The 18,605-nt window shown below is 65.5% G+C and carries 21 protein-coding genes; 14 read left to right on the forward strand and 7 right to left on the reverse strand.

Features of this window, described 5'->3' with window-relative positions; all coding sequences use genetic code 11:
- From ACLBYA_RS08240 to ACLBYA_RS08255, 4 genes are all read left to right on the forward strand, one after another.
- Positions 1 to 474: a nuclear transport factor 2 family protein gene (locus tag ACLBYA_RS08240; protein WP_447708894.1), complete on the forward strand. Its 474-nt coding sequence runs from the start codon at positions 1 to 3 to the stop codon at positions 472 to 474.
- A gap of 129 nt (positions 475 to 603) precedes the next feature.
- Positions 604 to 2,094 (forward strand): amidohydrolase family protein, encoded by a 1,491-nt coding sequence (locus ACLBYA_RS08245; RefSeq protein ID WP_447708895.1) that lies wholly within the window; start codon positions 604 to 606, stop codon positions 2,092 to 2,094.
- Positions 2,095 to 2,235: 141 nt separating this feature from the next.
- Complete coding sequence (locus ACLBYA_RS08250; protein ID WP_447708896.1) at positions 2,236 to 2,772, forward strand: glutathione peroxidase; 537 nt, start codon at positions 2,236 to 2,238, stop codon at positions 2,770 to 2,772.
- A 135-nt stretch (positions 2,773 to 2,907) separates the two neighbouring features.
- A complete protein-coding gene (locus tag ACLBYA_RS08255; protein ID WP_447708897.1) occupies positions 2,908 to 3,534 on the forward strand; it encodes a TetR/AcrR family transcriptional regulator in 627 nt (208 codons plus the stop codon).
- A gap of 430 nt (positions 3,535 to 3,964) precedes the next feature.
- Here the strand turns inward: ACLBYA_RS08255 and ACLBYA_RS08260 are convergent, their stop codons facing one another.
- Genes ACLBYA_RS08260 through ACLBYA_RS08270 form a run of 3 tightly spaced genes read right to left on the reverse strand, consistent with a single transcriptional unit; the run spans position 3,965 to position 6,044 of the window.
- Positions 3,965 to 4,381: a VOC family protein gene (locus ACLBYA_RS08260; protein WP_447708898.1), complete on the reverse strand. Its 417-nt coding sequence runs from the start codon at positions 4,379 to 4,381 to the stop codon at positions 3,965 to 3,967.
- A 10-nt stretch (positions 4,382 to 4,391) separates the two neighbouring features.
- On the reverse strand, positions 4,392 to 4,799 hold the full coding sequence (locus tag ACLBYA_RS08265; protein ID WP_447708899.1) for a VOC family protein: 408 nt from the start codon (positions 4,797 to 4,799) through the stop codon (positions 4,392 to 4,394).
- A gap of 60 nt (positions 4,800 to 4,859) precedes the next feature.
- Positions 4,860 to 6,044, reverse strand: a complete 1,185-nt coding sequence (locus tag ACLBYA_RS08270; RefSeq protein WP_447708900.1) for an NAD(P)/FAD-dependent oxidoreductase — start codon at positions 6,042 to 6,044, stop codon at positions 4,860 to 4,862.
- A 151-nt stretch (positions 6,045 to 6,195) separates the two neighbouring features.
- On the opposite strand from ACLBYA_RS08270, the gene ACLBYA_RS08275 reads away from it, so the two are divergent.
- The 4 genes from ACLBYA_RS08275 to ACLBYA_RS08290 all read left to right on the forward strand — a co-directional run bounded on the left by ACLBYA_RS08275 (position 6,196) and on the right by ACLBYA_RS08290 (position 8,788).
- The gene (locus ACLBYA_RS08275) at positions 6,196 to 6,945 is read left to right on the forward strand and encodes a TetR/AcrR family transcriptional regulator (protein ID WP_447708901.1); all 750 of its coding nucleotides are present in this window, start codon (positions 6,196 to 6,198) and stop codon (positions 6,943 to 6,945) included.
- Positions 6,946 to 7,064: 119 nt separating this feature from the next.
- On the forward strand, positions 7,065 to 8,027 hold the full coding sequence (gene nrdF / locus ACLBYA_RS08280) for a class 1b ribonucleoside-diphosphate reductase subunit beta (RefSeq protein WP_447708902.1): 963 nt from the start codon (positions 7,065 to 7,067) through the stop codon (positions 8,025 to 8,027).
- Positions 8,028 to 8,160: 133 nt separating this feature from the next.
- Positions 8,161 to 8,487 carry a hypothetical protein gene (locus ACLBYA_RS08285; RefSeq protein WP_447708903.1) on the forward strand — a complete coding sequence of 109 codons (327 nt, stop codon included), beginning with the start codon at positions 8,161 to 8,163 and terminating at the stop codon, positions 8,485 to 8,487.
- A 127-nt stretch (positions 8,488 to 8,614) separates the two neighbouring features.
- Complete coding sequence (locus ACLBYA_RS08290) at positions 8,615 to 8,788, forward strand: hypothetical protein (protein WP_447708904.1); 174 nt, start codon at positions 8,615 to 8,617, stop codon at positions 8,786 to 8,788.
- Here ACLBYA_RS08290 and ACLBYA_RS08295 read toward each other — a convergent pair.
- Positions 8,778 to 10,283: an ATP-binding protein gene (locus tag ACLBYA_RS08295; RefSeq protein ID WP_447708905.1), complete on the reverse strand. Its 1,506-nt coding sequence runs from the start codon at positions 10,281 to 10,283 to the stop codon at positions 8,778 to 8,780. The genes ACLBYA_RS08290 and ACLBYA_RS08295 overlap by 11 nt on opposite strands.
- A 103-nt stretch (positions 10,284 to 10,386) precedes the next feature.
- Between ACLBYA_RS08295 and ACLBYA_RS08300 the strand changes: the two genes are divergently transcribed.
- A complete protein-coding gene (locus tag ACLBYA_RS08300; protein WP_447708906.1) occupies positions 10,387 to 10,734 on the forward strand; it encodes a response regulator in 348 nt (115 codons plus the stop codon).
- Here the strand turns inward: ACLBYA_RS08300 and ACLBYA_RS08305 are convergent.
- Positions 10,731 to 11,384, reverse strand: coding sequence for a response regulator (locus tag ACLBYA_RS08305; RefSeq protein ID WP_447708907.1), 654 nt, complete (start codon positions 11,382 to 11,384; stop codon positions 10,731 to 10,733). The two genes, ACLBYA_RS08300 and ACLBYA_RS08305, sit on opposite strands and share 4 nt — an antisense overlap.
- A gap of 204 nt (positions 11,385 to 11,588) precedes the next feature.
- Here ACLBYA_RS08305 and ACLBYA_RS08310 point away from each other — a divergent pair, with 204 nt between their 5' ends.
- Genes ACLBYA_RS08310 through ACLBYA_RS08330 form a run of 5 tightly spaced genes read left to right on the forward strand, consistent with a single transcriptional unit; the run spans position 11,589 to position 16,617 of the window.
- Positions 11,589 to 12,635 carry a cupin domain-containing protein gene (locus tag ACLBYA_RS08310; RefSeq protein ID WP_447708908.1) on the forward strand — a complete coding sequence of 349 codons (1,047 nt, stop codon included), beginning with the start codon at positions 11,589 to 11,591 and terminating at the stop codon, positions 12,633 to 12,635.
- Positions 12,632 to 14,809 carry a xanthine dehydrogenase family protein molybdopterin-binding subunit gene (locus ACLBYA_RS08315; protein ID WP_447708909.1) on the forward strand — a complete coding sequence of 726 codons (2,178 nt, stop codon included), beginning with the start codon at positions 12,632 to 12,634 and terminating at the stop codon, positions 14,807 to 14,809. Before ACLBYA_RS08310 ends, ACLBYA_RS08315 begins: the two co-directional genes overlap by 4 nt.
- Entirely contained in the window at positions 14,809 to 15,318 is a 510-nt protein-coding gene (locus tag ACLBYA_RS08320; RefSeq protein WP_447708910.1) for a (2Fe-2S)-binding protein, read from the forward strand. The genes ACLBYA_RS08315 and ACLBYA_RS08320 overlap by 1 nt, the downstream gene beginning before the upstream one ends.
- Positions 15,315 to 16,298 (forward strand): FAD binding domain-containing protein, encoded by a 984-nt coding sequence (locus ACLBYA_RS08325; protein ID WP_447708911.1) that lies wholly within the window; start codon positions 15,315 to 15,317, stop codon positions 16,296 to 16,298. The genes ACLBYA_RS08320 and ACLBYA_RS08325 overlap by 4 nt, the downstream gene beginning before the upstream one ends.
- A gap of 4 nt (positions 16,299 to 16,302) precedes the next feature.
- Positions 16,303 to 16,617, forward strand: a complete 315-nt coding sequence (locus tag ACLBYA_RS08330) for a DUF3349 domain-containing protein (RefSeq protein ID WP_447708912.1) — start codon at positions 16,303 to 16,305, stop codon at positions 16,615 to 16,617.
- A gap of 1 nt (position 16,618) precedes the next feature.
- Here ACLBYA_RS08330 and ACLBYA_RS08335 read toward each other — a convergent pair whose 3' ends face one another.
- Together ACLBYA_RS08335 and ACLBYA_RS08340 are read right to left on the reverse strand one after the other, a co-directional pair.
- Positions 16,619 to 17,413: a DUF6498-containing protein gene (locus ACLBYA_RS08335; RefSeq protein ID WP_447708913.1), complete on the reverse strand. Its 795-nt coding sequence runs from the start codon at positions 17,411 to 17,413 to the stop codon at positions 16,619 to 16,621.
- 75 nt (positions 17,414 to 17,488) lie between these two features.
- Positions 17,489 to 18,535 (reverse strand): NAD(P)-dependent alcohol dehydrogenase, encoded by a 1,047-nt coding sequence (locus ACLBYA_RS08340; RefSeq protein WP_447708914.1) that lies wholly within the window; start codon positions 18,533 to 18,535, stop codon positions 17,489 to 17,491.
- Positions 18,536 to 18,605: the final 70 nt, after the last annotated feature.

Genomic DNA, 18,605 nt, shown 5'->3' on the forward strand with positions numbered 1-18,605 from the left:
ATGTCGGAAACTGCTGAACATACCGAGATCGGCGTCGAAGCTGTGGACCCGGAGGAGGTCGCCCGACTGCAGGCTGCGCTCTTCCGGCACGGTTTGATGGAGCTGGAGCAGGACCTCGACGGGACGATGGAAACCGTCGCCCCGGAGCCGCACTACGAACTCATGAACGTGGGGTGGCGGCTGGAGGGTAGGGATGCAGTACGCGAGATGTATCGACGCATGTACGCCGGCCCTCAGCCCCTGTCTGCCGAGCAAAGGATCGTCGGCGCGGCGCCGAACTCGATGACCATCGAGGTGGCAGTCCGTTTCGACTGTTTCGAGCCCGATGTTGTCAGCCACGATCTGACGATCCTCACCTTCGAAGATGGCTTGGTCGCTTCCGAACGGTTCTATACAGACCCCAATTTCACCGAAGCAATGCGACAAGCGCTCGGTGACGATTTCGGAGATGTTCCAGGCGTGTCGCGTATCTAGCGTCGTCGGGCCGCTGCCGTGGCGCACAGAGTGTGGGTTGTGTCACGGCAGATGCTTGACACGGGCTACATCACAGAGAGAAACTGACATGGAGATATGTCAGATATCGACAGCCTGAGAGGAACACTGATGCGAGTCAGTTTTGACGTCCGGAAAGCGGACGCGTCCACTTTGTCCAGCCCGGAGTTGAAGCCGTTCACGATGGTCTCGGCGGATTCGCACGTGTCGTTGCCGCCGAAGATGTACAAGGACTATGTCGACTCGAAGTACCACGATGCGTTCGACGGCTACCTCGAGGATGTGGGAGTCATCAACCAGGTCGTCGGGCTCACCGGCTACCCGGCGCCCGAGGAATCGCTCGAGGTGTACGACAAGCGCGGGGTGGTGTCGCGGGCGGGTGAGGTCGGATACTTCGATCCGGTGTGGCGGCTGCGCCACGTGGAGGCCGAGGGCATCGCCGCCGAATTCCTACATCCGTTCGGGCCCATCGGTTTCGTGCCGTTTCTCGATCCGCAGAACTCGCGGCGATCGAACGAGTTGCGCAAGGCGGGCGCACAAGCGCACAACCGGTTTTTGCAGGATTTCTGTTCCGAAGCTCCCGGTCGCTTGCTGGGGGTGCCGCTGATCTATCCGTGGCCGGACTGGGAGTCGACGGTGGCCGAGATCGAGCGTGCCCGGGAGTCGGGTTTCCACGCCATCTTCCCGCCGATGACGCCGGGGTCGGCGCCCGACGACCTGCCGCCCTTGTATGACGCTTGGTGGGACCCGATGTGGGCGGCGTGCCAGGACCTGGGCATGGTCGTGCACATCCACGCCGGTTTCGGCAATGCGCAGGGCTTCGTGGTCGGCTGGATACGCAGCATGTTCAGCCGCACCAGTGGTGAGGCCGCGAGCGGGGAAGGATTGGCGGCACTCGACGAAAGCATGCTGCCCAAGTTCGATCCGGACGCCGCACCCGATGGTGCCGGGACGAACTCCTTCTTGAGCGAGCTCTTCGAGACGTTCGGTGAACGACGGCCGTTGTGGCAGTTGATGTGGGGCGGGGTGTTCGACCGGTTCCCGAAGTTGAAGGTCGCCTTCAGCGAGATCCACGCCGATTGGGTGCCGGTGACGCTGGACTTCCTGGAACGCGCGCATGCGGCGAACCCAGGGCAGATGAAGCTGAAGCCGAGTGAGTACTGGGCACGGCACTGCGCCTGCGGAACCTCGCTGATGCGGTACGGCGATGTGGCCGTGCGCCATGAGGTGGGAATTGACAAGTTGATGTTCGGTAGCGATTTCCCGCATTTCGAGGGAACGTGGCCGAACACGCACGACTGGATCCGCGCGACACTGGGGTCGGTGCCCGAGGTTGAGGCGCGAGCCATTCTGGGGGAGAACGCGATCGAGTTCTACGGTCTGGATCGAGCATTGCTGGAGAAGACGGCCAAACGGGTCGGCCCGTTGCCGGGTGAACTGTTCACTGGGCAGCCGGTGGATCCGAAGTTGATCCGGCACTTCGAGTTCCGGGCCGGGATCAACAAACCAGTCAACTTCAACGTCGACCAGATGAGCCAGGCATTCGAGGAAGACCGGACCGGGGCGTCCCAGGCGCTGACCGCTGCTGGAAGCGGTGCCTGAGCGTCGGCACTGATCAAAACAGGCTGAACACGAACAGATTTCAAGCTGCCGGTGTTCCCCGGGGGCAATCCCCCGGGGAACACCGGTGCAGGTGTTACGTACGCGTTGCGTGACAGCGCGAAGTCAATTAGCCTGCCTAACATGACAATTCACAAATTCTCCGCGACTGCCGCTGACGGTTCCACGCAATCACTCGATGCCTACGCCGGCCGCGTGGCACTCATCGTCAATGTCGCCAGCAAGTGTGGATTCACCCCACAGTACGAGGGTCTCGAGGCGTTGTACAAGGAGAACCGCGACCGTGGACTGGAGATCCTCGGCTTCCCGTGCAATCAGTTCGGTGAGCAAGAACCCGGCTCGGATGCCGAAATTCAGGATTTCTGTTCGACGAATTACGGCGTAACCTTCCCGGTTTTCGGCAAGGTGGAGGTCAACGGTCCCGATGCCGACCCGTTGTACGCCTATCTGCGCGCGCAAGCCCCAGGTGACTTCGGCCCCTCGAATGGTCCGCTTTACGACCACATCAAGGCCACCCGGCCCGAGGCGCTCGACACCGACGAGGTGAAGTGGAACTTCACGAAGTTCCTGGTCGGCCGCGATGGCGAGGTGCTCCGCCGTTTCGAGCCGACGGTGACACCGGAGGAGATCAGTTCGGAGATCGCCGACCTTCTTGACTGATCGGGCTCGGAGGATCTCGCTCGGTGCGGCAGCGCCCGGCCTTCCCGGGCTATGCGATGCGACCCTCGGTCACCCGGTCTGTGGCGCGGCGGCATATGCTTGCCCGAGCAAGGTACACGGTGGTGAGGAGTACAGTTGTCGGCTTCGCGCACGAGCCGCGTTTACGGTGGGGCTACGACCGAGGAACGGGTCGCCGAGCGGCGAAGCCGGCTGGTGGCCGCCGGCATGAACTTATTCGGCTCAAAAGATTCCGGATCCGTGAGGATCAAGGATGTGATCGCCGAGGCGGGGTTGACCGAGCGGTACTTCTACGAGAGTTTTCCGGATCTCGAAGCGCTGTTCAGTGCTGTGTTCGAGCTGGCAATGGACATGATCGAACGTGATGTGAACTCGGCTATTGTTGGTGCTCCCGAGGATGCCATCTCGCGGGTATCGATCGCGTTGCGAGCCGCGCTGGACTCGCTATCCGATGACCAGCGGATGATCCGCATCATCTTTGTCGAGGCGCTCGGAAAAGGCGGCAGAGTCGGCCTGCAGCGTAATGAGGTTTTTGCCCGTGCCGCGCAGAACTTCCTCTTCTGGTCGGGATCTGACCTGAGCGACCCCGAACGCGTTCCGGTAGCTGCTCGCATGAGAGCGCTGGCGGTTTCGGGTGCGGCTTCGGAACTGCTGGTTTCATGGGCGGAGGGACTTATCGACATCAGTCCCGCTGAATTGTCGGACTTCCTGGTCGGACTGTACTGGCGCATCAACCTCCCCTGATATCCGGGTGCCGTAGGACGGGCGCAAGGGGCTGATGCCTTCGCGTGACGTCGAGTGCCTGGACCTCCGGCACCGGACTGGCCACCTCGGCTCGCCGCGGCCGACCAGTTCGGCACAGTCGATGTCCAATTCCGACTCATCCGGAAATCCACCGCATCGTCATCGCTCGCATATGCCGTCAGATCGCCACTCGTTGTCCTGTCGTTGCGGCCCTCACCGAGCACCGCGTCGTCAGCACCGACGAGGATAGTCCCGAAGGGACAATTCCCTTCGGCGACGACCGACAACACATCGTCGGACTCCGCCAACGCCGTGGCTCGCGAATCACCACCTATGGCCCGGACTCATCCCGGCACCGCCGATCTCGCGATGATCGGCGCTCCCAATATGTGGCGGGGTGACGCGGCCGTATTCCACGCTCACGCCCAGCTCAGATCGTCAGCGTGCCATCGTCATTGATGGTCCACTCCGGGTTGAGCGCAACCTCCCAGACGTGACCGTCGGGATCGGCGAAGTATCCCGAGTAGCCACCCCAGAAGACTCTCTCCGCCGGTTTCAGGATGGTCGCTCCGGCCGCTTCGGCCTGGGCCAGTACGGCGTCGACATCGACTTCGGTGCGCTGATTGATGGCAATGGTGATACCGCTGAACCGCCCGTCGACCCGATGATGGGCGTCCTCGGCGAGATCGTCGCGGCCGAACAGGGCCAAGGCGATACCGGGCAGTTGGTAGAAGACCACTCCCTCGGGTGCGTCCTTGGGTTTCCACCCCAGCCCTTGCTCGTAGAACGCGCGGGCCCGCCCGAGGTCATCGACGCCGAGGGTGATCAGGCTGATGCGTTGTTCCATGGGCCTGACGCTACGCACCGCCTCCGACACCGGGGTGATAGGTGCCGATCGACCACTGTCGGCCCTCCGGGTCGAGCAACTCGGTTCGGAAGTTCCCCCACGCCGTCGTCTCCGGCGCGATCAGGACCGTCGTCCCCGCATCGATGGCACGCTCGTGGATGGCCGTGACCTCGTTCTCGTCGACCACGACATACAAGCCGGAACCGACACAGTCACCCTTCGGAGCCGGCACGTCGTAGCCCCGGTCGTCGTGTTGCACGCACACCACTGCGTCGCCCCGGCGCAGTTCGACGTGAAAGAGCCGCTCGCCGTCGCCGAAGCCGCGCACCATGTCGAACCCGAGGATCTCGCGCAGCCAGCCGACCGCGGCCGCAGGGTCGCGGTAACAGATGAATGCGCTCAGCTGCGCAGAAGCCATGGCTCAGGTCTACCCGGCGCCACCGACACAATAGGGTGCCGAATTGGCCATCCGGAAGCGCTATTTGACCGAGTGCTGCGGCCCCTGCGCCTTCTTGTACAGCGCCTTGAGCATCCGGTCGCGGAACGCGGCGTTGTCGATCAACTTGATCCCGGCGTCGGCGATCTTCGGATAACCGATCAACTTGTGCATGTAGCGCCCGCGGCGGTACTCCTTGCCCCAGGCGGCTTCCATCCGCTGCGCGTAATTGGTGAAGTCGTCGGGTCCACCGTTCTGCAGGGCCGCGACCGCGCATTCACCGGCGGCGAGCCCCGACTCCAACGCCTTGGAGATACCCGCACCGGAGGCCGGTTTGCCGGCACCCAGGGAGTCGCCGGTGAACAGCACACCCGGCTGCCATGGCGGCCAGGCCGTGAAGCCCATCGGCAGTCGCCAGGCCCGCACGCTCTTGTTCTTCTTGAGTTCCTCGATCGGCGGCGCCTCCCACTCGGGCGGCAGCGTGCGCAGGAACTCGCCGAGGAACTGCGTGGCGTTGATCGCCTGCCAGTCCTTATAACTGTTCACATAACCCAGGCCGATGTTGAACACGTTGTTGCCCATCGGGAAAACCCACCCGTAACCGGGCAGCTGATCGCCTTGGAACAGCAGCTTCAGGTAGATGTCGAGGCTGTCGTTGTCGGGCCGGTTCAGTTGCATCTCGGAGCGGATCGCGATGGCCGAGTAGCCGTTGTACTCGGAGTCGAGCTTCAACGCGCGCTTGATGGGGGAGTAGGCGCCGTCGGCGGCGATGACGGCATCACCGAGCACCTTCTCGCCACTTTTGAGCACAACGCCGACAACGCGGCCGTTGGCGTCGAACTCCGGGCCGGCCACCTCGCTGCCCTGGCGCACCTCCGCCCCGGCCGACTCCGCGTGCTTGAGTAGCACGGTGTCGAGGTGTTCACGGGCCACGGTGTGGCCGTGATCGGGCATGCCGGGGCGGCGCGGGAAGGACAGCTCCCAGGCGCTCGGGCTGTACACCGTCACCTTGTTGACCTTGTGATAGGTGGCGACCTCGTCGGCCAGACCCATCTTCTGCAGATAGCTGACAGCGCGGGCGGTCAGCCCGTCTCCACACGGCTTGGACCGGGGGAACTCGGCCTTGTCCAGGACCACCACCTTGGCGCCGGTCTGGGCGGCCTGCCAGGCGGCGGCCGAGCCGGAAGGGCCTCCGCCGGCGATCACAACGTCGTATCGGGCAGTCATTCGCTCGTCTCGGTGAAAGTGGGCATGACATTGCGATGCTACTCGTGTCGTTCGCCGCGCGCTGCGCGAGCAAAGGCGTCGTCGGCCGCTTCCGCCGCGCCGGGCAGGGCTGTCTGAGCAGGTCAGCGACCACCCCCGGTATGGTGGACGGGTGCGTAGACCCTCGCTTCCCCTTCCGGGACAGCCCGGCGTGAAGGTCGATGCGCGCAGTGAGCGGTGGCGCGAGCACCGGAAGAAGGTGCGCGCGGAGATCGTCGAGGCCGCCTTCCGCGCCATCGACCGGCTCGGCCCCAACGTCAGCGTGCGCGAGATCGCCGAAGAGGCGGGCACCGCGAAACCCAAGATCTACCGGCACTTCACCGACAAGTCCGACATGTTCGCCCAGATCGGCGAGCGTATGCGAGACATGTTGTACGCGGCCGTCATCCCGTCGATCAACATCGAGACCGACTCGGCCCGCCAGGTCATCGGCCGGGCCGTCGCCCATTACGTCGAACTCGTCGACCAACATCCGAACGTGGTCCGGTTCCTGCTGCAGGGCCGGTTCGCCGATCATTCCGCCGCGGCGATGTCCACCGTCAACCGGGGCCGTGATATCACCCTGGCCATCGCCGAGATGGTCAGCGGTGAACTCAAGGACATGAACCTCAAGCCGGAGGTGTTCGATCTCGCGGCCTTCGCGCTGTTCGGCACCGCCGCATCGGCGACCGACTGGTGGCTCGGCGGAAATGAGAACGGCACCCGCCGGATGCCCGCCGACGATTTCGTCGCGCACATGACGACGATCATGATGGGCGCGGTGAACGGCACCGCCGAACTGATGGGTGTCGAGATCGACCCCGACCAGCCGATTCACAACGCCGTCCGGCGTCAGGACACCTCCGAGCACGCTGTCGGCTGAGCCGGCGCCGCGACACGCCAGACACAAGTTGTTGTGTTGGCGCGCGTTGTCGTCCCCCAGTTGTAGTGTCGTGGCAGCAGTCACCACATAGCGAATTGGGGTCCAAGGTGTCCGATGGAATGAAGCTGATCGACCGCGTCTCGGCCATCAACTGGAACCGTCTGCAAGACGACAAAGATGCCGAGGTGTGGGAGCGGCTGACCGGCAACTTCTGGCTGCCCGAGAAGGTGCCGGTGTCCAACGACATCCCGTCCTGGGGCACCCTCAACGACCACGAGAAGCAGCTCACCATGCGGGTCTTCACCGGCCTGACGCTGCTGGACACCATCCAGGGCACCGTCGGCGCGGTCAGCCTGATCCCCGACGCGCTGACCCCGCACGAGGAGGCCGTCTACACCAACATCGCGTTCATGGAGTCGGTGCACGCCAAGAGCTACAGCAACATCTTCTCCACGCTGTGCTCGACGGCCGAGATCGACGAGGCCTTCCGCTGGTCGGAGGAGAACCCGAACCTGCAGCGCAAGGCGCAGATCGTGATGGACTTCTACAAGGGTGACGACCCGCTCAAGCGCAAGGTCGCCTCGACCCTGTTGGAGAGCTTCCTGTTCTACTCCGGCTTCTACCTGCCGATGTACTGGTCCAGCCGCGCCAAGCTGACCAACACCGCCGACATGATCCGGCTGATCATCCGCGACGAAGCCGTGCACGGCTACTACATCGGCTACAAGTTCCAGAAGGGGCTGGCGCTGGTCGACGAGGCCAAGCGCACCGAGCTCAAGGATTACACCTACGAGTTGCTCTTCGAGCTCTACGACAACGAGGTGGAGTACACCCAGGACCTCTACGACGGGGTCGGCCTCACCGAGGACGTCAAGAAGTTCCTGCGCTACAACGCCAACAAGGCCCTGATGAACCTGGGCTACGAGGCGTTGTTCCCCAAGGACGAGACCGATGTGAACCCGGCCATCCTGTCGGCTCTGAGCCCGAACGCCGACGAGAACCACGACTTCTTCTCCGGGTCGGGTTCCTCTTACGTGATCGGCAAGGCCGTGGTGACCGAGGATGAGGACTGGGATTTCTGACTTAATTGTCGTAGCAAACACTCCTGCGGTTGTGGCAGTAACCGCGATTGGGCGGGTGAACTCGGCGCCTGCGTGCTAGAAACGCAAGCGGAATCAGCACGCCGCTAACGGCACCGAGGACTGGAGATCCGCCATGACCGAGCCCGTCAGCGGTGCGCAACCGGGCGAGTCACCCGCGGAGCCGAAACCGTCGGGTTGGCGCAACCTCGTCCACGCGCTGCATCCGAAGACCGTCTGGCACATGGCGGACGGGCAACCGGTGGTGCTCAAACAGTTCGTCCAGTTCTGCCTGATCCTGGTATACCCGGGCTGGGTACTGGGCATCTTGGGCTGCTTGGTGGTCTACGGACTGTTCTATGTGACCGTCTACCCGGTGCTGTGGTTGCTGTTCTGGCCGATGCGGGCCTGGATGAAAAAGAACCGCCCAGAGGAGTGCGCGGAGAGTCGGCGGAAGAAATAGCGGCGGACGTTTGCTCGTTCTTCCGAGTGGGCATTCTCACGAAGTTCACGGCTTTCGTTGAGGGTCCTCATCGGTTCACAGCGGAGTGTGAACGGTGACGGTTTCATACCGGCTCGAGGAGGACACCATGGCTGCGACCGCGATCAGCGATTCCAACGTTGTCGAGCTAACCCCGCGGCGCGCCCAGCGCAACCTGCGGGCACTGCGCGAGGCGCAGCGTCGCCACCCGTCCTACCTGGGCAAGGCGGCACGCGAGGCGGCCGCGCCGGCACCGTGCCGGGTGCTGCAGTTCACCCGTTGACGTCAGCCGGGATCGAGGCGCTGAGAGTGGTGCCGACACCCTGGGCGCTCGTCATCCCGAACTGACCCGACAGCGCCTCCACCCGGTCGCGCAACCCGACCAACCCCGAACCGGCCCCGGCGGCCGCACCGCCCACACCGTCGTCGGTCACCGACAGCGACAGCACACCATCTTCGACCGCGACGCGGACCGTGACCATCTCCGCGTCGGCGTACTTGGCGGCATTCGTCAGCGCCTCGGCGACAACGTAATACGCCGCGACCTCGACCGACTCCGGCAACCGCGCGTCGACCTGGACGTCGAGTTCCACCGGGACGGGTGACCGGCGGGCCAGGGCCCGCAGCGCCGGACGTAGCCCGCCCCGCGACAGCACCGCCGGATGCATTCCGCGGGACAGTTCCTGCAGATCGGTGTGTAGCTCGGCCAATCCGTCGACCACCCGGGACAGTTCACCGCGGACCTGTTCGTCGGCGGTCGTCTCGATGGCCCGTAGTTCCAGGCTCAGCGAGACGATCCGCTGCTGCGCACCGTCGTGCAGATCCCGCTCGAACCCGCGACGGGCCTCATCGGCTGCGGCCACCAACCGGGCCCGCGACGCCGTCAGCGCGGCACGGGTCTCGGCATTGGCGATCGCCGTGGACACCAGGTCCGCGAAATCGCCGATGTGATCCTCGCACTGCGCCGAGATCGACTCGGGTGCCCGCGATCCCACGATCAGCGCACCGCGGACGGCACCGTCGACGATCAGTGGGGCGCCCGCACCGGAGCGCACCCGCAACTGCTGCAGACGGTCGGCGATCGGCCCGGTGGCATCCGAGTAGTCGTCGATGCGCGCCGGCGCACCGGCCGCCCGGATGCGGCCGCTGATATTGTCGCCGGTCAGCGGAAAACGCTCACCCACAGCCATTCCCGGGGAATCCGGCAGATCGTGGGCGGCCACCACCAGACAGGTGTCATCGTCCTCGAAGCGCACCAGTGTGACGTGATCCACGTCGAGGCTGAGCGCCAGTTCGCGCACCGCCACCGCGTACACCTCCGACACCTCTGCCGACCGGGCGACCAGGGTGGCGACCCGCCGCAGCGCAGCCTGTTGGCCTGCGAGCTCATCGGCGTGCCGGCGGCGCTGCTCGGCCTCGGCTGCGCGTAACCGGGCTTGGCCGACCAGCACATTGGTCAGCAGCGCCAGCGTCAGGAACACCGCCAGTGCTGGAGCCAACGAATCCCGGCCCTCCAGATGCAGATACGCGTAGACGCCGGCACTGGCCAGCGAGGTCGCGATGGCCAGCGGAAAGTCCCAGCCGGCCGAGACGACCAGCACACCCAACAACAGCAGCGCACCGAACGCGTTCTCCGGAGCCACCAGTCGCAGCAGCGCCACCAGACCGATCTCCAGAGCCAGGAAGCCGATCGCGACCACGATGCCCACCCCGAGCGGACGCGCGTTCGGGCGCACGAGCTGTTCCAGCAGTCGGTTCGGCAGCGATTGCCAGTTCACCGGTCGATGGTAAGGGTGAGTGCGGCAAGACAGGCCACGTCAAACCCGAAGTTTCCCGTTAACGGGAATGTCATTCGTGGTCCGGCCTGACAGTCTGGAAGACATGAGTGCCGCACGCTGCCTGATCGTGGACGACAGCGCCGCGTTCCGTGCTGCCGCCCGCAGCATGCTGGAACGCGGCGGCTTCGAGGTCGTCGGGACCGCCGGCGACGCCGCCGAGGCGGTGCGCCTGACCGCGCAGCTGCATCCCGATGTGGCGCTGGTCGACGTCGACCTGGGCGCCGACAGCGGGTTCGATGTCGCCAAGCAGTTGGCGGGCGTGGCCGTGATCCTCACCTCGACCCACGATGAACAGGATTTCGCCGATATGATCGTGGCCAGCCCGGCGCTGGGGTTCCTACCAAAGCTGACGTTGTCGCCGGATGGGATCCGGGAACTGCTGGCCCGTTAGCGCGATTCCAGGTACATGATGACCGCCCGCACCCGGCGGTGATCATCACCGGTCTCCGGCAGGTCCAGTTTGGTGAGGATGCTGCGGACGTGTTTCTCCACGGTGCCCTCGGTGACCCACAACCGTCGGCCGATCCCGGCATTGGACAGGCCTTCGGCCATCAGCGTGAGCACCTCGCGTTCCCGGGTGCTCAACGCCGCGAGCGGGTCGTCACGACGGCGGGCCGAGACCAGCTCGGCCACCAGTGCCGGGTCGACCACCGACGCACCGTTGGCGATGCGTCGCAGCGTGTCCACAAAATCGGTGACATCGGTGACCCGGCTCTTGAGCAGATATCCGATGCTGCGTCCACCGGCCAGCAGTTCCATGGCGTGGTCGACGTCGACATGCGCGGACAACACCAGGATGGCGGTATCGGGTGAGCGCTCCCGGATGGCCCGGGCGGCCTCCAGGCCCTCGGCGTTGTGATCGGGCGGCATCCGGATATCGACCAGGACCATCTGCGGCTGCGCATCGTCGACGAGGCGCATGAGCTCGCTGGCATCCCCGGCCTGCCCGGCGACGTCGAAGCCCTCCCGCTGCAACAGGCTGGCCAGCCCCTCGCGCAGCAGTACATCGTCGTCGGCGATGACCACCCGCAACTCGCTCATGCTGTCCTTCCGCCGCCGAGCGTTTCGGCGCGGCGACATTGTCGCACCCGGCGCGGGCCTGTGCCGTGAACCGGCCAGATATGGGGGCTAGCCGGTAGTGCCGTATCAGGAAATCCGCCCTCTGGGTTGGCCGCCAGCATCGACGATTTCGGCTACCGAGAAGTCAAGGCTGAGAAGTATTCGGCCGTTCGAGGAGGACATGACATGACCACTGCACCGCCGCGCAGCATCCACAGCATCTCGCTGCTGGACAGCGATGACGTCGAACTCAGCGAGTTCGGATCCATCCACCGTGTCACCGCCGATAACTTCGGCATCCTGCGCGGCCTGTCGATCAAACGGCTGGTGCTCAATCCGGGGGCGATGCGCACTCCGCACTGGCATGCCAATGCCAACGAGCTGACCTACTGTGTGCGCGGCGCCGCGCTGGTGTCGGTGCTCGACAACGGCAGCAGTTTCTCCAGCTTTGTCGTGACTGCCGGGCAGATGTTCCATATCGATTCCGGTGCACTGCATCACATCGAGAACATCGGCACCGAGCCGGCCGAGTTCATCATCGCCTTCCGCAATGAGCGGCCGGAGGACTTCGGGTTCGGTGCCACCCTGGGCGCTTTCAGTGATGCCGTGCTGGGCAACACCTACGATCTGCCGTCCGCGGACCTCGCGACGATCCGGCGTGACACCCGCGACCGCAAGTTGGCCGCTGTCAGCGGGGATCCGGAGATCCCGGCCTCGGCGTACTTCGGCGACCCGCACAAGTTCGACATCGAGGGGCAGCCGCCGGGCCTGACGTATGCGTACGGCAACGCCCGTTTCGCCCGCGATCAGTTCTGGCCGGCGCTCAAGGACATGTCGATGTACTCGCTGCGGGTCGCCGAAGACGGCATGCGCGAACCGCACTGGCACCCGGTGACCGCCGAGATGGGCTACGTGCAGCACGGTTCGGCACGGATGACGATCATGAAGCCCGATGGGGCACTGGATACCTGGTGCCTGAACGAGGGCGACCTGTACTTCATCCCGCGGGCCTATCCGCATCACATCGAGAACACCGGCACCGACGACTGGCACTTCCTGATCTTCTTCGACCAGCCGGTCCCTGCCGATATCGGCTACCGCGCCTCGGCGAGTGCGTGCTCGCGCCGGGTGCTCGCCGCCGCGTTCGACACCCATGTCGATGCGTTGCCGGTGTTTCCGCTGACCACCGCGGATCCGCTGATCGTGCCGCGCCGCAACCCCGTCGACGCGTGACGCCGACCGTCGGCCGACCCGTCGACCGGGTCGAGGGTCGAGACAAGGTCACCGGCGCAGCGCATTACACCGCGGACATCGCTGTGCCCGGATTGGTCCATGCGGTGCTGGTGCAATCCGAGATCGCGCACGGCACCGTCACCTCCGAGTCCGTAGCCGGAGCCGCCGCCCGGGCCAAGGCGGCACCAGGTGTGCTGCACGTGCTGACACCGCTGAACTGCCCCAGCTTGAACGTCCTGCCCGCGGAGATGACCTGGGACCTGCCGCTGGAGCGGCGGCCGCCGCTGTCGGATCTCACCGTGCAACATGTCGGCCAGCACCTTGGGGTGGTGGTGGCCGAGACACTCGAAGAGGCGGCCGCAGCGGCGGCCCTGATGCGATTCGAGTACACCTGCGCCCCGGCGCAACTGAGCGCCGCGCAGGTACTTGTCGAGCCGGTGCCCGATGACGAGAAGGACGGCCAGATCCGGCACGGCAGCTATCGGCCCGACCACTTCGTCAAGTTGGCCGAGGAGAAACTGCAGGACCGCCGCGGCCCCGAGGCCGAACCCGAGGGTGTGCGGGTGGCAGGGCGTTTCACCACGCCGATCAACGCGCACTATCCGATCGAGCTGGCGGCCACCATCGCACAGTGGGATGGGCCGGACCTGACCGTGCATGACACCACGCGGTGGATCACCGGTGAACGCCGCGCATTGGCGGCTTACCTGGGCATCCCGGAACATCGGGTGCGGATTCTGTCCCCGCTGGTCGGCGGGGCGTTCGGATCCAAGAGCTTCCTGTGGATGCACGTGGTGCTGTGTGCCCTCGCGGCCAAGGTCGTCGACCGCCCGGTGAAGGTGGTGCTCACCCGCAATCAGATGTTCTGTTCGACCGGGCACCGACCGCGCACCGAGCAGCAGCTGTCCCTGGTGGCCGATGCCGCGGGCGCGCTGCTGAGCACCGAACAACACGCGCTCACCGAAACCTCGACCGTTGCCCACTTCTGCGAACCGGTCGGCATGGCGGCGCGATTCCTGTATCGGTCGCCGCGGCTGGTTGTGTCCCATACGGTGGCCCGGATCAACTCGCCCACACCATGTTTCATGCGCGGCCCCGGTGAGGCGCCGGGCTTGTTCGCCCTGGAGGTGATGATGGACGAACTGGCCTGTGCGACCGGGACGGACCCGGTGGCGCTGCGGCTGGCCAACGACCCGGAAGTCGATCAGCCCACCGGCAGGCCGTGGTCGGGCAAGCATCTGCGGGAGTGTTTCACCGACGGTGCGCAGCGGTTCGGCTGGGCGGCCCGACGGCCCGCGCCGCGTGCCCTGCGTCGCGGTGCTGTCCAGGTGGGGTGGGGGACGGCGACGGCAAGCTATCCGGGCCGTCGGATGCCGGCCGGGTGCCGTGTCATCACCACCGCCGACGGGCACGTCCGGTTCGCCGCCGCCACCCACGAGATCGGCACCGGGGTGCGCACCGTCATGGCGCAGATCGCCGCCGACGGCACCGGCCTGCCGCTCGATGCCGTCGGATTCGACTCGGGTGACTCACGATTCCCCGATGCGCCGTACAGCGGGGCATCCCAGACCACCGCGACAGTGGGCTCCGCGGTCGACCTGGCGGCGCGGGAGTGGCGTCGGCGGCTGGGACAGGTGGTGACGTCGGCGGACGAACTGAGCGCCATCCTGGCGTCCCGGCCTGATCTCGTCGAACGACTGTCCTTCACCGTCGACAGCGGCGGACCGGCCGACACCGGGCCGCTCTCACAGTCCTTCGGCGCCCATTTCTGCGAGGTCGAGGTCGACGAGGAGATCGGGCGGGCCATCGTGACCCGCTGGACCGCGGTGCTCGACTGCGGGCGGGTGCTCAACCCGAAGCTGGCCCGCAATCAGGTCATGGGCGGCATCATCTTCGGCCTCGGTATGGCGTTGATGGAGAAAGTGTCCCTCGATGAACGGGCGGCGGCTCCATTGGGCGAGTACTACCTGCCCACGCACGCCGACATCCCGGATTTCGACATCACCTTCATCGACACGCCGGACTTCGGGCTGGATCCCGTCGGGGTACGCGGCATCGGTGAGATCGGAACCTGTGGGGTGGCTGCGGCGATCGCCAACGCGATCTTCCATGCGACCGGCAAGCGGCTGCGTGATCTGCCGATCACGTTGGAATCACTGATGGAGCGGCATTGATGACCGAACTGGGACTGACGATCAACGGTGCGCCGGTGCGATTGTGTGTCGACATCCGCACCACTCTGCTCGATCTGCTGCGGGAGCGGTTGGCCCTGACCGGTACCAAGAAGGGCTGCGATCACGGACTGTGCGGTGCCTGCACGGTGACGGTGAACGAGGAACGGGTGCTGAGTTGCCTGACGCTGGCCGTGTCCATCGACGGCGCCGACGTCGGCACCATCGAGGGCGGCGATGCTATCGACGATGTGCAGCGGGCCTTCGTATCTCACGATGGGTTCCAATGCGGTTATTGCACTCCGGGCCAGATCACCTCGGCGCGGGCGCTGCTACGCGAGCATGCCCGCGGTGATCTGTCCGCTGCCACCTTCGAAGGTTGCCGCGCGGCGATCACCGATGGACCGGACGCGCTGTCCGACAACGAGATCCGCGAGCGGATGGCGGGCAACATCTGCCGCTGCGGCGCCTATGCCAACATGCTGGCGGCCGTGAAGGCGATTCTACCGTGAAGACCTTCACGTTCAGCCACGCCGACTCGGTCGAGGATGCGGTGCAGCGCGCGGCGGCCGGCGCGCGGTACTACGCCGGCGGGACCAATTTGCTGGATCTGATGAAACTCGGGGTCGAAACGCCGGAGACCCTGGTCGATATCGGGCGGCTGGATCTGGCGGAGGTTCGTGCAACACCCGAGGGTGGTGTGTTGATCGGCGCCGGCGTCACCAACAGTGCGGTCGCCAACCACCGGTTGATCCGGCAGCAGTATCCGATGCTGTCGCAGGCGATCCTGTCCGGTGCCACCACCCAGATCCGCAATATGGCCACCGTCGGCGGCAACCTGATGCAGCGCACCCGCTGCCCGTACTTCATGGATCCGTCCTTCAGGAACTGCGACAAACGAGCGCCCGGGACGGGATGCGCTGCGCGCGAGGGTTTCCACCGCGAACATGCGTTGTTCGGTGCCGGCCGTGGCTGTGTGGCGGTGCACCCCTCCGATATGGCGGTCTGTTTGGCGGCTCTCGATGCCCGCGTGCATCTGCTGGGGGTGCAGGGGCCGCGCCGGGTCGACATCGCGGACTTCTTCGTCCTGCCCGGTGATGCGCCGCAGCGGGACAATGTGGTCGGGGCGGACGAACTGATCGTCGCGGTCGAGCTGCCGGGCTCGCAGTTTTCCCGGCACAGCTGGTATCTCAAGATCCGGGACCGGCACAGCTACGCGTTCGCGCTGGTGTCGGTGGCCGCGGGGCTGGAACTGCGTGACGGAGAGATCGCCTCGGCCGCTGTTGTGCTCGGTGCGGTGGCGGCCCGGCCGTGGCGGGTGCGCGCGGCCGAGGCACAGCTGATCGGGCGGCCGGCCACCGAACAGGTGTTCCGCGCGGCAGCCGATGAGCTGATCGCCGGGGCGGAGCCGCTCGCGCAGAACGGATTCAAGGTCGATCTCGTGTACAACGCCGTCATTCGGGCGCTGCGGGTGGCGGCGTCGTTAAGCTGAGCCGATGACCGTCTCATCGTTGATGGCGTCGATTCTGAACTGGCTGCGTGCCGGCTATCCGGATGGTGTGCCGGGTCCGGACCGGGTGCCGCTGCTGGCGCTGCTGCGCAGCACACCGTTGACCGAGGATGAGATCAAGGAGATCGTGCGCAATATCGCCGAGGCCGCGGCGCCTGCCGATATCGACGATCCGATCACCCGCGACGACATCGCGGCGTTCATCGCCGAGTTCACCCATCATGACGCCGGGCCGGAGAACACCGCACGGGTGGCGGCCCGACTGGCTGCGGCGGGCTGGCCGCTGGCAGATCTGGGGTAGATCAGACCCGGGGTTCCCAGGGCTGTTCGTTGGCCTCCATGCGCTGGCGTTCCTCGGTCTGTTCCTCGGCCCAGTGGTCCTCGAACCGCTTGCCCGGGTGAACATTGGGCCCCTTGTTCAGCACACTGGACAGCCACTTGGGTGGCTGTGCGGGTTGCCATTGCGGCAGTGCGGTACTCAACGCCGCCATGGTCTTCAGCGCGACGAAGACGCCGAAGAAAGTGGATGGTGCCCCCGTGATGGCGATGCCGAGGAAACCGATCAGCAGGGTCATGTGAATGACCATGACCCGACTGAGGGCCTGACTGCCGATTTGTTCCAGTTGGCGAAACGGCCAGCGGCGCAAGCTGATCAGATCCACCAGAAAGTCGATCGTCATGAAGGCCAGCACGCTCAGGCACCCGAAACCGACACTGCGCCAATCCACCTGGACCAGGTGCCCGACATGGTTGTGGTTCAGCAGGAACAGCACGGTGCCGAGGAACAGCCCGTGGAAACCGCAGAAGCTCAGGCTGATCACCGCGAAACTGGACATGTAGGTCGACAGTGGTTTGCGGCGTCGACCCGGCCGGTATACCGCACCCTCGCCGCCGGGTGCGTTGTAGTTGTAATGGCCGTGCCGGGGTGACCAGCGCTGGTGCAGCGCGATCCGCGCGATGATGAACAGGCAGGCCGCCACCGTCTCGAACCAGTACACCGCCAGCGTGGTGCCGCCGGCCCAGTCCTGGGTGAACCAGCCCAGCGCGGGCACCGCGATCACCCCGAGCATGGCGAGAACGTGCACGATGCGGGTCACGGCGATGATCGTCGCATGCAAATCGGGCGGCCGCCGGAAACTGGCGGCCGCCCGATCGCGGTGTGTGGCTGTCGGTTACAGCGTCGCGGTGTCGATGACGAACCGGTACCGGACGTCGCTGGACACCACGCGGTCCCAGGCCTCGTTGACATACGCGGGCTCGATGACCTCGATCTCCGGGGTGACGCCGTGCTCGGCGCAGAAGTCGAGCATCTCCTGGGTCTCCGGGATGCCGCCGATCATCGATCCCGAGATGCTGCGCCGGCCGCCGGCCAGCGGGAAGAACGGCACCTCCAGGGGATACTCCGGGGCGCCCAGTTCGACCAGGGTGCCGTCGACCTTGAGCAGGCCGAGGTACTGGCCCAGATCGAGATTGGCCGACACGGTGTTCAGGATCAGGTCGAACTTGCTGTCCAGCTTTTCGAAGGTGTCCGGGTCGCTGGTCGCGTAGTACTCGTCGGCGCCTAGGCGCAGGCCGTCCTCCATCTTCTTCAGCGACTGGCTCAGCACCGTCACCTCGGCGCCCATCGCGTGGGCGAGCTTGACGCCCATGTGGCCCAGTCCGCCGAGGCCGATGATGGCGACCTTCTTGCCGGGACCGGCGTTCCAGTGCTTGAGCGGGGAGAACAGCGTGATACCCGCGCACAGCAGGGGAGCGACCTTGTCCAACGGGATGCTGTCGGGGATGCGGAGCACGAACTTCTCGTTGACGACGATGGCCTTGCTGTAGCCACCCTGGGTGACGGTGCCGTCACGGTCGGTCGCGCCGTAGGTGCCGATCATGCCGGTGCCGGTGCAATACTGCTCCAGGCCGGCCGCGCAGTTGTCGCACTCCTGGCAGGAGTTGACCATGCAGCCGACGCCGACATGGTCGCCGACCTTGTACTTGGTGACCTCGGAGCCGACCTGGGTCACCACACCGGCGATCTCGTGGCCGACGACGAGCGGGTAGGCCTGCCCACCCCACTCACCGCGGGCGGTGTGGATATCGCTGTGACATATGCCGGCGAACTTGATGTCGAAGGCCACGTCGTGCGGGCCGACGTCGCGGCGCTCGATGGTCGTCTTGGTCAACGGTGCGGTCGGCGAGGTGGCGGCGTAGGCGGAAACGGTGGTGGTCATCGATGATCCCTCTTTACATGCGTCTTTGTATGGTCTCGTGCGAATACGTGCACCTTCACCCGACAGTAGT

It is taken from the genome of Mycobacterium sp. C31M (assembly GCF_053345865.1).